At 42.4% G+C, this 13,273-nt stretch carries 13 protein-coding genes and 1 tRNA gene; 6 read left to right on the forward strand and 8 right to left on the reverse strand.

Annotated elements, in window-relative coordinates; translation table 11 throughout:
- Positions 1 to 2: 2 nt before the first annotated feature.
- The 3 genes from ACMHKJ_RS02990 to rssB all read right to left on the reverse strand — a co-directional run bounded on the left by ACMHKJ_RS02990 (position 3) and on the right by rssB (position 3,466).
- Positions 3 to 1,346, reverse strand: a complete 1,344-nt coding sequence (locus ACMHKJ_RS02990; protein ID WP_067362000.1) for a UDP-glucose dehydrogenase family protein — start codon at positions 1,344 to 1,346, stop codon at positions 3 to 5.
- Positions 1,347 to 1,368: 22 nt separating this feature from the next.
- Positions 1,369 to 2,274, reverse strand: coding sequence for a UTP--glucose-1-phosphate uridylyltransferase GalU (gene galU / locus ACMHKJ_RS02995; protein ID WP_413491985.1), 906 nt, complete (start codon positions 2,272 to 2,274; stop codon positions 1,369 to 1,371).
- Positions 2,275 to 2,437: 163 nt separating this feature from the next.
- Positions 2,438 to 3,466, reverse strand: a complete 1,029-nt coding sequence (gene rssB / locus ACMHKJ_RS03000) for a two-component system response regulator RssB (protein ID WP_413491987.1) — start codon at positions 3,464 to 3,466, stop codon at positions 2,438 to 2,440.
- A 167-nt stretch (positions 3,467 to 3,633) separates the two neighbouring features.
- Between rssB and ACMHKJ_RS03005 the strand changes: the two genes are divergently transcribed.
- The 3 genes from ACMHKJ_RS03005 (at position 3,634) to ACMHKJ_RS03015 (ending at position 5,263) form a co-directional block, all read left to right on the forward strand.
- Positions 3,634 to 4,110, forward strand: coding sequence for a YchJ family metal-binding protein (locus ACMHKJ_RS03005; protein ID WP_413491988.1), 477 nt, complete (start codon positions 3,634 to 3,636; stop codon positions 4,108 to 4,110).
- 61 nt (positions 4,111 to 4,171) lie between these two features.
- Positions 4,172 to 5,020 (forward strand): formyltetrahydrofolate deformylase, encoded by an 849-nt coding sequence (gene purU / locus ACMHKJ_RS03010; RefSeq protein ID WP_413491989.1) that lies wholly within the window; start codon positions 4,172 to 4,174, stop codon positions 5,018 to 5,020.
- Positions 5,021 to 5,178: 158 nt separating this feature from the next.
- Positions 5,179 to 5,263, forward strand: a tRNA-Tyr gene (locus tag ACMHKJ_RS03015).
- Between the two features lie 18 nt (positions 5,264 to 5,281).
- Here ACMHKJ_RS03015 and ACMHKJ_RS03020 read toward each other — a convergent pair.
- Positions 5,282 to 6,145, reverse strand: coding sequence for a LysR family transcriptional regulator (locus ACMHKJ_RS03020; RefSeq protein ID WP_413491990.1), 864 nt, complete (start codon positions 6,143 to 6,145; stop codon positions 5,282 to 5,284).
- 413 nt (positions 6,146 to 6,558) lie between these two features.
- On the opposite strand from ACMHKJ_RS03020, the gene xthA reads away from it, so the two are divergent.
- Positions 6,559 to 7,368: an exodeoxyribonuclease III gene (xthA, locus tag ACMHKJ_RS03025; protein ID WP_413491992.1), complete on the forward strand. Its 810-nt coding sequence runs from the start codon at positions 6,559 to 6,561 to the stop codon at positions 7,366 to 7,368.
- 127 nt (positions 7,369 to 7,495) lie between these two features.
- Here xthA and ACMHKJ_RS03030 read toward each other — a convergent pair whose 3' ends face one another.
- The 3 genes from ACMHKJ_RS03030 to ACMHKJ_RS03040 all read right to left on the reverse strand — a co-directional run bounded on the left by ACMHKJ_RS03030 (position 7,496) and on the right by ACMHKJ_RS03040 (position 8,920).
- A complete protein-coding gene (locus ACMHKJ_RS03030; RefSeq protein ID WP_413491993.1) occupies positions 7,496 to 7,645 on the reverse strand; it encodes a hypothetical protein in 150 nt (49 codons plus the stop codon).
- Between the two features lie 368 nt (positions 7,646 to 8,013).
- On the reverse strand, positions 8,014 to 8,436 hold the full coding sequence (locus ACMHKJ_RS03035; protein WP_413491995.1) for a putative T6SS immunity periplasmic lipoprotein: 423 nt from the start codon (positions 8,434 to 8,436) through the stop codon (positions 8,014 to 8,016).
- Between the two features lie 7 nt (positions 8,437 to 8,443).
- The gene (locus ACMHKJ_RS03040) at positions 8,444 to 8,920 is read right to left on the reverse strand and encodes an eCIS core domain-containing protein (protein ID WP_413491996.1); all 477 of its coding nucleotides are present in this window, start codon (positions 8,918 to 8,920) and stop codon (positions 8,444 to 8,446) included.
- 562 nt (positions 8,921 to 9,482) lie between these two features.
- Between ACMHKJ_RS03040 and ACMHKJ_RS03045 the strand changes: the two genes are divergently transcribed.
- Positions 9,483 to 10,313 carry a hypothetical protein gene (locus tag ACMHKJ_RS03045; RefSeq protein WP_413491997.1) on the forward strand — a complete coding sequence of 277 codons (831 nt, stop codon included), beginning with the start codon at positions 9,483 to 9,485 and terminating at the stop codon, positions 10,311 to 10,313.
- 200 nt (positions 10,314 to 10,513) lie between these two features.
- On the forward strand, positions 10,514 to 11,533 hold the full coding sequence (locus tag ACMHKJ_RS03050) for a PIN domain-containing protein (protein WP_413492108.1): 1,020 nt from the start codon (positions 10,514 to 10,516) through the stop codon (positions 11,531 to 11,533).
- Positions 11,534 to 11,663: 130 nt separating this feature from the next.
- On the opposite strand, the gene guaA is transcribed toward ACMHKJ_RS03050, so the two are convergent.
- Positions 11,664 to 13,241, reverse strand: coding sequence for a glutamine-hydrolyzing GMP synthase (gene guaA / locus ACMHKJ_RS03055; protein ID WP_413491999.1), 1,578 nt, complete (start codon positions 13,239 to 13,241; stop codon positions 11,664 to 11,666).
- Positions 13,242 to 13,273 lie beyond the last annotated feature (32 nt).

Raw genomic sequence — 13,273 nt, forward strand, 5'->3', positions numbered from 1 at the left:
ACTCAAATTACCGGATTAATGGAAGCACCACGGCCTATACCATAATAGATAAAGCCACGGTTTTCTAAACGTTCCGGGTCATAAAGGTTACGCCCGTCAAAAATAACCGGTGTTTTCAGACCTGATTTAATGGTATCAAAGTCCGGAGCACGGAAACTCTGCCATTCGGTACAGATAACCAGTGCATCAGCGCCGTGCAGTGCGGCTTCTTTGGTGCCCATCAGTACAAGGTCATCACGTTGTCCGAAAACACGCTGCGCTTCCTGCATGGCTTCCGGGTCATAAGCCTGTATTTTTGCACCGGCTGCCCACAATTCCTGTAACAGAACACGGCTGGAGGCTTCACGCATATCATCCGTATTCGGTTTGAAAGAGAGCCCCCACACTGCAAACGTTTTGCCGCGCAGGTCGTCACCGAAGTGGCGCTTAATAAAAGAAGGCAGTTTGTATTTCTGCAACTCATTCACTTCTTCCACAGCCTGCAAAATTCTCGGCGTGAAACCAATGTGCTCTGCGGTGCGGATAAGTGCCTGCACATCTTTAGGGAAGCAGGAGCCGCCATAGCCGCAGCCCGGGTAAATAAAGTGATAACCGATACGGGAGTCAGAACCAATCCCCTGGCGGACATTTTCGATATCCGCCCCCAGCAGTTCTGCGAGGTTTGAGATCTCATTCATAAAGCTGATTTTTGTCGCCAGCATGCAGTTTGCCGCATATTTTGTCAGCTCTGCACTGCGGATATCCATCACAATCATGCGATCATGATTGCGGTTAAACGGCTCATACAGTTCACGGATGATATCAACAACGCCTTCGTTATCACAGCCGATAACAATACGCTCCGGACGCATACAGTCTGCGACCGCCGCCCCTTCTTTCAGGAACTCAGGGTTGGAAACCACATCGTACGCAAAATCAGTGCCGCGTTCGGCCTGAGCGGCTTTGATCGTCGCATTAACTTTATCTGCCGTACCAACAGGAACGGTTGATTTATCAATAATGACTTTATAACCGTCCATATACTGCGCAATAGTGCGGGCAACCGCCGTCACATATTGTAAATCAGCGGAGCCATCTTCATCCGGCGGCGTACCGACCGCGATAAATTGCAATGTTCCGTGTGCCACGCCTTTTGCAGCATCTGTGGTAAAGCTTAAACGCCCTTCTTCATAATTTTTCTTTACCAGCGGCGTTAAACCCGGCTCAAAAATCGGAATAAGACCGTTTTTCAGGTTTTCAACTTTCTGTGCATCGACATCAACACACATAACATCATGACCGACTTCAGCCAGAACGGTTGCCTGTACCAGCCCTACATATCCGATTCCAAATACAGTTACTTTCATAGTTCACCTATAGCGACAATAATTAATTCTGTAATGTTTTCAGCCAATCTGAGAATTCACCACCCAGATGTTTATGGCGCATGCTGTATTCGACAAACGCTTTCATATAACCCATTTTGTCGCCGCAATCGTGACTGCGACCGACCAGGCGGTAAGCCTCAACAGGGTTTTTCTCAATCAACATGGCGATAGCATCTGTTAACTGAATTTCATCCCCGGCGCCCGGCGCTGTTTTACCCAGCAGCGACCAGATATCCGGAGATAACACATAGCGTCCGACAATAGACATATTTGATGGCGCTTTAGCCGGCTCCGGTTTTTCAACCACGGCAAACATCGGTTTGCTTTCACCGGCTGCCAGGTTTTCACCATGACAATCCACCACACCATAGTTTGAGACAACCTCAAGCGGCACAGGTTCGACCATCACCTGGCTTGCATGATGCTCTTCATAGCGCCGGATCATCTCTTTGAGATTGAATTTTGACAGGTCAGTGCTGTATTCATCGATAACCACGTCCGGCAGTACAACGGCAAACGGCTCATCACCAATCATCGGACGGGCACATAACACGGCGTGTCCCAACCCTTTCGCAATACCCTGGCGGGTCTGCATAATAGTGACATGGCGGGGACAGATTGACTGAACTTCATCGAGTAACTGGCGCTTAACGCGTTTTTCCAGAATGGCTTCCAGTTCAAAACTGGTATCAAAATGGTTTTCAATGGAGTTTTTTGAGGAGTGGGTCACTAAAATAATTTCAGTGATCCCTGCGGCGATACATTCATTAACGACATACTGGATAAGTGGTTTGTCCACCAGCGGTAACATTTCTTTCGGAATTGCTTTAGTGGCCGGAAGCATACGTGTTCCTAATCCTGCAACCGGGATCACGGCCTTATGAACCTTATTTTTCAGCGCTGACATACATCATCCTCAATGCGTATATACAAAACCAATACGCGATTAATACAAAATAATGCGTCTGAGTATACCAGCTAATTTTCAGGGATAAATACTCTGTCCTGTGTAAATGGCAATTGATGTTAAGAGATGTTTAATATCTGACCGGGTTGATAAGCCGCTGAAATTACCCGAGACGGGGTCCCGGCGTTAAACTTAATTTGATCTGACTGCTGCCGTTCCATATCCGGCATTGCAGATGAGGACTGAATTCACTTATCTGGTTGGAATAAACCGCCGAGAGCGTTCCCAGCGGAATACCCCGGTTTACACGAATAACGTTATTTTCTGAGCGCAGTTCAGCACTGATCCCTGCACTGGACAGTAATACTGATTTGCGCTGAGTATGATAATACCCCAGCAGCAAGGGCAACTGCCCCGGAATACCGGCATCCTGCAACAGGGTATTCAGTTTATTTAAAATCGCCGTCATACTGGGTAACCGGCGGTGATTATTATGAATATAACGTTTAAGCAAATCGTTAAAAATAACACGGATTAGCATCGCCACCAGCGGACCATTCCCGGTATTTTTGCTGATATCGAGACAATAAAATGCCACTTCGTTATCTGAAAACTCCGCCACATCAAATACCAGCCCGGTCTGGCAGGCATCCGATAATTGCGCATAGCGGATCTGATAATTGGCCAGCACCTGGGTCGGCGGCGGATTAAGCTGTTTTAATAAACGTAAAACATCATCCACATTATGTTGCAGCTGCGACCAGATACCGGACAGGTCATTTTTTTCCAGCAAGCCCGGAGCAAAAAATAAGGGATAAAAATGAGACAGACACAGGTTTTTGACCTCTTCCAACCGGTTAAGCGGTTTGAGTAACACATCTTTTGCGCCGAGGCGCAACGCGTCATCAATATCAGACATTTTCTGAGTCGCAGAAATAACAATTACCGGGACATCCGGTAACACAGTCCGTATAGCGGCGATAAATTCTGTGCCACTCATCACCGGCATGTTCAAATCACAAAATATCAGTTCCGGCTGAAAGCCATTTTCAATACATAACAGAGCCCGGGCACCATCTTCGGCAGACAATACTGTCGCACCGAGGTGCCGTAAATACGATGACAGCGTCATATTGAATGCCGGGTCGTCGTCAATGACTAAAATTCGTTTTTCATCCAGTGCTCTTTTCATGGCATTCCCTCATTCCCCGCATGACTACACAGACCGGCGCAAACACCAGTGACGGCGCGGTTCCCGCTATACTACTAAGATAAAGGATAGCGTGTGATCTGTATTTCCGGTAGCATTTAACCTCTGTTCCTTACGTTTATTTACCCTGAATACACTAATTGATACTTATGCCTCATTTTACTGATAATGCGCTCTGCCCCTGCGGCAGTGAAAAAAACATGGCGCAGTGCTGCGGACCTTATCTGTCCGGACAACAATCCGCACCCGATGCCCGGGCACTGATGCGATCCCGTTACAGTGCTTTTGTCACACAGAATGCAGATCACCTGATCCGCACCTGGTATCCGCCTGAGCGCGCGCAGCCACTGCGGAACGATCTTGAAGCCGGATTTGCCCGGACACAGTGGCTGAGTCTCAATATTATTGATTTTCAGACGGGTCCGGTACCGGACGAGGCTTTCGTCGAATTTTGTGCTTGCTTTATTGATGAAAAGTCCGAAGATAAACAGCTTATCCATGAGCGCTCACGCTTTCGCCTGATTGACAGTCAGTGGTTCTATCTGGACGGCGTGGCACCGCAAACAGGTCGTAACGACCCCTGCCCCTGCGGCTCCGGAAAAAAATATAAAAAATGCTGTGCATGACACAGAATAAGCCCCCTCTTGCAAACAACAAAATATCAGTTATTAAGGATTTACACCGTCCATGCAATACCAAACGAGCCAGAAAAAGATCCTGAGAACCATTTGCCCTGATGCAAAAGGGCTTATCGCGAAAATCACCAATATTTGTTATAAGCATCAGCTTAATATTGTTCAGAACAATGAATTCGTCGACCACCGCACCGGACGCTTCTTTATGCGCACCGAGCTTGAAGGTATTTTTAACGACGAAACCCTGCTCGCCGACCTGGACGATGCACTGCCGAAAGGTTCAACCCGTGAGTTAACAACATCCGGCCGCCGCCGTATTGTCATTATGGTGACAAAAGAAGCGCACTGCCTGGGCGACATTCTGATGAAAAGCGCCTATGGCGGCCTGGATGTCGATATTGCCGCGGTCATTGGCAACCACGATGTACTGGGTCACCTCGTCACCCAATTCGGCATCCCGTTCCATCATATCAGCCATGACGGTTTAACCCGCGAACAGCACGATATACAGATAACTAAACAGATTGATCAATACCAGCCCGATTATGTCGTACTGGCAAAATACATGCGGGTTCTGTCACCGGAATTTGTTGAACACTACCCGAACCAGATAATCAATATCCACCACTCGTTCCTGCCGGCCTTTATCGGCGCACGCCCTTATCATCAGGCCTATGAACGCGGTGTGAAAATTATCGGCGCAACGGCACACTACGTAAACAATAACCTCGATGAAGGTCCTATCATTTATCAGAGCGTGATTAATATCGATCACACTTACAGCGCTGATGACATGGTTCTCGCCGGACGTGATGTTGAAAAAAGCGTACTCAGTCATGCGCTGAGCCGTATCCTGACACAACGTGTTTTTGTTTACGGTAACCGCACGGTTATTCTGTAAACAGGTCAATTGCCTGAAGTTGCACGGAAACCGTGCACTTCGGGCAAAAAAACAACGGACATTCATTTTTTCTCTTTTTTTACTTTACAGCACCCGCATATTTGCTATTATGCAGCCCGTCCTGAGGCAATAACTGTTCAGGCACACAATGTAAAACTGGTGGGATACCCAAGCGGCCAAAGGGAGCAGACTGTAAATCTGCCGTCACAGACTTCGAAGGTTCGAATCCTTCTCCCACCACCATTTCTGCTCTGCCCTCCTTTATTTTAAATTCTCAATACAATCCATAATCTTATTCAGCACACTCGCATGTGATTTTGATTTGTACAAATGACAACTGTTTTCTGCCTCACTCTGTGACAGCGCTAAAAAAATAAGCTCACTGCTGTATGGTGATGTTTTCGGGTGTTCATCAATAAAACAGAGATAATCCCCGTCAATCAACAAATGCAGATAACCGTGCGTGCTGTCAATTAAGTGTACATGTTCATGTTTGCTCTGTTCATCATGCTGTTGTAACAGTGTTTTCAGAAGCGGGCTTTCATATAACAGCGGCTCACATAACCAGACACAGCGTGATAATAATGTTTGCAGATTATTATCACAGGACTGAAAAAGTGATTGCCGACAGCAGATACCAATTTGCCCCTGCGGTAAATTACGCAATAAAGCAAACCGCTCACTGATAACCGACTCAGAAGAAAGCAGTAATGTATTTCCTTCAAAATCGTTTATTTCATCAATGCAATCATAATTAAACCGAAATACATTAATTTGCACATTTGCTTTAAATGCGGCTCTGTATAATGCATCAATATATTTACTTTTCCCCCAGTCATAAAATACATTTATCTTATTACATATTGTTCCGCTGATATGTTTTTTAGTAATTTCTTTTTCCTGTGCATACAGATCTTTCAGATCATTATACAATTCCAGACCTTCCCTTGTCAGGCTCATACCAAATTTCTCGCGCTTAAATAAACGCTTTCCCAGTAAAATCTCGAAATCTTTAATCGATTTTGCTACAGGGGGCGTTGTTCTGTTCATCACTTTCGCTGCCTTGCTGAGTGAGCCGTATTCGACAACAGCCATAAAGGCTTCTAACTTCCTTGAAAAAAACATAATGTCGATTCCTATTGCTGTGGTAAACAACCAATAAAACAATTACTTATTGATATGTAACGACTTTATATCTAACGTTTTTTTATTAAACAAACCGTTTAAATACGTTTATTTTTAATGTTTATTTCAAAAATAATATTTTTTGATACTTATATTTTCTTATTTAATTAAACCTGTCTTTAAAGATTAATACACAATAACAAAAAGCTGATATTTAAATTTTAGTAACCCTTAGCTCTTTTTCTTTACAGCATGAATATGAATCATTATTAATGATGCTAATTTTGTCAATTAAAATTAAGGAATAATAAAAAGTATAATGAGTCTTATTTTTTATTATTCCTCTGACAGGTTACTTTCTTTCCATGATCTGTTACTCTTTTGTTGTTAACTCATCAACCGGTTGAAATTTTATGAAGTTTGTCTCTTTTAATATTAACGGGTTAAGAGCCCGCCCCCATCAGCTGGAAGCCATTATCGAACAACATCAGCCTGATGTTATCGGCTTGCAGGAAATCAAAGTTCACGACGACATGTTTCCTCATGATGCGCTTAAACATCTGGGTTACCACATTTTTCATCATGGTCAGAAGTCACACTATGGTGTTGCACTGCTGACAAAAAATAAACCGGTTGCCGTACGTAAGGGATTTGCCGGTGATGACGAAGATGCTCAGCGCCGCCTTATTATGGCCGATATTGAAACACCCGCCGGGTTACTCACCGTTATTAACGGCTATTTTCCGCAAGGTGAAAGCCGCGACCACCCGCTGAAGTTTCCGGCAAAAATGAAATTTTATCAGGATTTACAGGACTATCTTTCGGGGCGTTCAAATCAGGACCCGATCATTGTCATGGGTGACGTGAATATAAGCCACACAGATATTGATATCGGTATTGGTGAAGCCAACCGCAAACGCTGGCTGAAAACAGGGAAATGCTCTTTCCTGCCGGAAGAGCGTGAATGGATGGAGCGCCTGCTCGGCTGGGGGCTGACAGATACTTTCCGTGCGATGTATCCGGATACGGACGACCGCTACTCGTGGTTTGATTACCGATCACGCGGGTTTGATGAAAACCGGGGTCTGCGGATTGATCTTATCCTGGCAAGCCTCGGACTGGCACCGCGTTGTACTGCCACCGGCATTGATTATGAGATCCGCGGCATGGAAAAACCCTCGGACCACGCACCCATCTGGGCAGAATTTGATCTGTCCCGCTGACAATGTCAGATATAAAAAGTCAGCTCCAAAAGAAATAACCGAAATGAAGTTCCCGGTGCGGAGCTTCATTTATTTCAGCCTCATCCGCAAAATATACCCCGGACAAAACTAAGAATATCGGCATAAATTACATCACGGCAAATGCAATTATCGGGCACAAAAGTGTTACGGCAATAATAACAAGCGATACCCTGAAAAAAATCTGAACAGAATACTCAATGGCAACCAATCCCTGCTTTGTACTCATTTGATTTTCATCACCCGTCATTTTAATCATTTTATTTTCATTATGTGATTCGTTTCACACAATAATGGTATTGCTTACAATTTTAGTCAATGCATATACTGACAATAATCCCTTTTATTGATTAGAGTCAAAATTAATCATTTGCCTGATAAGTTGATTATCTGCGCTGATGTTGTGTTTGGGGGATCACTTCAAAGTGATGGTTTTATTTTTATACAAAAATGACCACGCATATGAACATTTAAGTTTCGTGACTGAACTGGTGGCGCTGAAGAACTACGTTACACGCACAGAAGCAAGAAACAGTGCGAACCGGGCTGGAGTTTGTGCTGGCTGCGCTGAATGAGTGATCTGATATTGGTAATTAACACCGGTTACGCCGGTGTTTTTGTAGACATTTACATATTTAAAGCATCAACAGCTTGTTTATCACCGTCAACTTCTTTAATAAAAAATGTAACCCCAATCGATCGCCTGTGAGGATTAATTTTTTTTGCCTGCTTTCTTTGTAAAACTGTTGAGGCCGTATACGCATATTTTCCATTCTCCTGATACTGAATATCAGGTGTAGGCAGGCATTTGTCTTCATCTAATTTAACGGGACTTGCACTATAATCTATATCAGCGATAGTCTTTTGTTCTTTAAAACCAAATACATTAATGTATGTAATGTATTCATCATCAGATGCGTTTGGGGTTTTAACACATAACTTACCAGCACTCATACTGATATCACCGTTAACTATTATTGGCCTTGGGTCATTCGTATGCCAGCACCCACTCAACAGAAATACCAAAGGAATAATTATAAATTTGTGCATATCAATCCTACAAAATAGTTTTTGGGAGAGTTGAACGATATAAATCCATGATCGTATCTGGATTTACCTTACCATCAAATCCAATATAATTTGCCTGAATACCGTTGAGAAACTCTCTGACTCCAAATGTTTTTAAGACAAAATAGTCAGCAACCACATTGGCTTGTGCTTCCATGCCGAAATCGCTTAATTTACTTTTAGCATTAAGTGAATAATTATAATTGGCAAAGTTACTAAATAGCCCTCTTGTTCTAACCCACATCCCGTTCTGATGCTGCCAGACATGAGTAAGCTCATGCATAAAAAGGTGTTTAAATTCAACTCGGTCTTCTGAAAAATCATGCCTATAAAGAAATTTCCTGAAATAAATATCCCCATTAGGAGCCATTGCTACATTGTCTGGTTGCATACCGAACGGAAGATAACTATCGCAATGAACCCAAACATTATATGACATTGAATTGCCAAATATCGTTTTAGCCATTGCCATTTCACCGAGTGTTATTTGTCTCAGCATCGGTTCTTTTATTTCTTTTTTTTATTTTCCTGCGTAATAATACCCATATAAACTCCATTTATATATTACTTCGATATTTTATAACCCAATATTTTTATATTACCACTACCTATATCCCTCCCCTGTACATTGCGATTATTCTTAAAATTGTAAAAATATGACCAACATGGCTCATTTACAACGCTCAAATTATTCACCATAGCAAATAAGTACCCGAAAAATCTGATTCTGGGAATAGCGTGGTGATTACCATCCCTTTGATTATATATGTGTAAATTGCCACAGGTTTAACAAACGAGGTAATTGTCACCCTTTGTTAATTTGAGCAACCTATTTTTCCCGTTTCGGATTCAGAGTGGCCATCTCTTTCCGCCGTCAGTTCTAGGTATTACAGGCATTGCTTTTTTCAACCGTGTAGCTCATCATGCAAAACTTAAGCATATCACTCCCCATGTTTTTGGAATGCTTAGTAATAACTCCACGGAAGCCTTTTATGGACATCCTTAAATTATAACAAATTGATTAACATATGATTTCTAAAGATAATTGGCAAGACCACTACTGGAATTATTTAGCTCATCTAGAAGTGGGGGCGATTGATCGTAGTTTTGAAGACTTAAAGCCTTGGGATTCCTTAGCCGAAGATTGTATGAATCTAGCGATTAAAGCTCCGTTTCTTAAAGGCAAAAATTCAAATACTAAACCAATTAAGCTTTCGGCTGCATTTCTGAAACGTTCCATGAGTGATTTTAGAGGTGCATGGTTATTAATAAACTGGGGCTATCCATACCAAGCGGCATGTGTAGCTGCTTCGCTTTACGAAAATGCTCTTGTTGTTAATTGTCTGGTTGAACGCCAAGATCTGACTGATGAAGTTCTGAATAATAAGAATGCGGATGTTCCTTGGGGGGCTCAAAAGCTCTGCAAAATGGCTGCACATAAAGATTTATACGGGAACATACCAGATAAATTTCCAAATAATGAAGAGTTTAACTTGGCATGGAAACTTTGTTATCACAACTATAAACTGTTATGCAAAATGAAACACCCAACATTACAACAAGTCGCAGATGAGGCAAGCTCAGCCTTAAATATTAAAGGTGAGTTTGTTGTAATTCCATTGCCTGATACTCGTAGCGAAAGCCTTGCTTTGAAACATATGTTGATGATTATTTGCATATCTAAATTGTTTTCTGCGACTAAGTGTTTTGCAAAAGCTATTGAATGTGCTGATGATGATCCAGACCATACACAGTTTTATAAGGAAGCACTAGAAGTATACTCAAATCTAAAAAATAGAATCAGCGAAAGTAAGATTAAGGATATTTCGATCAAAGCTTATGAATTCTCACTCATATAAAAATTGTTCATGCAAATATATTCTGTTGATTTAATTGTGAAGAACAATGAACTCCACCACCCATGTTCAAACACATAGGACGATGAAGCCATCTCAGGAAGAAAGAAAATGTTAATATTAATAGATACCAATATATTTTATAATAACTGGAAAATGTCTAGTGCCATGTTTCAAGTTCTATCTAATTTCATTAAGAATACATCAGGAAATCAACTTATCATACCCTTCGTTGTAGTCAAAGAAACCCAAAAAAATACAACGAAGAAATTGAAAAATTACAAAAAGACATACATCAAGTAAAAAGAAAAGTTAATACACTCTCCGATAATGATTTTTCTATAGATGATTTGAGTGATGATATTAAAGAATTTAGCTTTCAAAATAAATTATTAAAAGCATTTCCAAATAAATATATTATATCATCATCACACATTGATAACGATATGTTATTAGATAAAGCCATTTTTTCCAAGCGGCCATTTAGGGATAATGAGAAAGGTTATAGAGATGCTCTTATCTGGAATGCATTAACACAATATTTATCCAAGAGGAAAATAAAAGATGATATCATTTTCATTACAAATAACTCACATGACTTCATGTCTTCAAATAAAACAAACAATGAATTTCACTCTGATCTAAGAGAAGATTTGGTTAATCTTAATTTGGAAAATAATTTTTCTCTCTATAATTCATTAAGTGAGTTTATAACTAGTAATATAGACCAAGAATTGCATAGCTTTACACATGAGGATATCGATGAAATACATGAAAGATATATGGAGGACATTGAAGATAAATTTGAAATATTCACATCTATTCATATGGAAAATTTAAGTTTAGATGAGATTGCATATTTATGTGAGTCTTCTGGGTTTAATGGGGAAATAATAAGAATGTGCAAAGATGCCCACTTTGACGTTATAGAAGGAACTGAAGATCCTTCTATATTTTCCGGGTATAACCTTCCTAATGAAAAATATGTATTTGAATATTCCTACAACTTTAGAATATGTAGCTTTGAGTTTCTAATTGATACTGGAATTTACCATCGAAATAAAGAGGCTATAAGCCGTGAATTTATGAATTTCGAAATCGGTGAAACTATTACAAAATTTTACTCTTACCCTAGAATTTATTTTTATGGCAATGGAATTATTAATTTAATTAACTATGGTATTGAGAAGATAAATATTGATAACTCAACCATAAAATTTTAATATTTTTTAGAGCTATTCTAGATAAGGGAAAGTGGACCATACGACAAGCACCAAAAACAAAAAAGCCCAATTTTACATGGGCTTAACTCGTTATTTTGCCAGTCAGTGCCAGCTAGTTCCTATTACGGGATCATTCCCACTCAATGGTCGCTGGTGGCTTGCCGCTGATGTCGTAGACAACGCGGGAGATACCATCGACTTCATTGATGATGCGGTTAGATACGCGACCTAACAGATCGTATGGCAGATGTGCCCAGTGAGCTGTCATAAAGTCGATGGTTTCGACTGCACGCAGGGAAACAACCCAGTCGTATTTACGTCCGTCGCCCATAACACCGACAGAACGTACCGGCAGGAAGACAGTAAATGCCTGGCTGACTTTATTGTACATGTCGGCTTTGTGGAGCTCTTCGATAAAGATAGCATCTGCGCGGCGCAGGATGTCACAGAACTCTTTTTTCACTTCGCCCAGTACGCGGACACCCAGACCCGGTCCCGGGAACGGATGGCGGTACAACATATCGTATGGCAGACCCAGTTGCAGACCAATACGACGGACTTCATCTTTAAACAGCTCACGCAGCGGCTCAACCAGCCCCAGTTCCATATCGTCCGGCAATCCGCCGACATTATGGTGTGACTTGATGACGTGAGCTTTGCCGGTTTCAGATGCCGCGGATTCAATGACGTCAGGATAGATCGTGCCCTGTGCCAGCCATTTCACCTGTTTCTGTTTTGAGGCTTCTTCATCAAAAATCTCAATGAAAGTATGACCGATTGCTTTGCGTTTTGCTTCCGGGTCCGCAATGCCTTTCAATGCATTGAGGAAGCGGTCTTCGGCTTTGGCATGAATGATATTGAAATCAAATTGCCCCGCAAACATCGCCATAACCTGCTCTGCTTCGTTCAGGCGCAGTAAGCCGTTATCAACAAAGACACAAGTCAGGCGTTTGCCGATGGCGCGATCTAACAGCATCGCGGTGACAGATGAATCCACGCCGCCGGAAAGTGCCAGGATAACGTGATCGTCGCCAATCTGCTCACGCAGACGGATAACGGTATCTTCAATAATGGCTTCCGGTGTCCACAGCGCGTCACACTGGCAGATTTCCAGGACAAAGCGTTCCAGTATAGCCAGACCCTGATGTGTGTGAGTGACTTCCGGATGGAACTGTACGCCGTAAAAACGTTTTGCATCGTTCGCCATAATGGCAAACGGGCAGGTTTCTGTGCTGGCAACAGTGGTAAAATCAGACGGGATCGAGGTGACTTTGTCACCGTGACTCATCCACACATCCAACTGTGGTTTGCCGTTTTCATCCAGCATGTCGTGAATGCCGCGGAACAGTTCACAGGTTTCACGGATCTCAACCTGCGCATAACCGAACTCGCGCTCACCTGAGGTTTCAACCGTCCCGCCAAGCTGCATCGACATGGTCTGCATGCCGTAGCAAATTCCCAGAACCGGAACACCGGCGCTGAAGACATAGTCAGGTGCGCGCGGGCTGTCATGTTCTGTGGTGCTTTCCGGTCCGCCGGAGAGAATAATACCGTTCGGATTAAATGCGCGGATCTGTTCTTCAGTAACATCCCATGCCCACAGTTCACAGTACACACCGATTTCGCGGATGCGGCGCGCGATAAGCTGGGTATATTGTGAGCCAAAGTCGAGGATCAGAATGCGGTGCTGATGAATATTCGTAGTCATTAATGTATGTTCCAAAAGCAAACAATTATAGG

This window comes from Morganella psychrotolerans (genome assembly GCF_965118875.1).
Classification (GTDB): domain Bacteria; phylum Pseudomonadota; class Gammaproteobacteria; order Enterobacterales; family Enterobacteriaceae; genus Morganella; species Morganella psychrotolerans_C.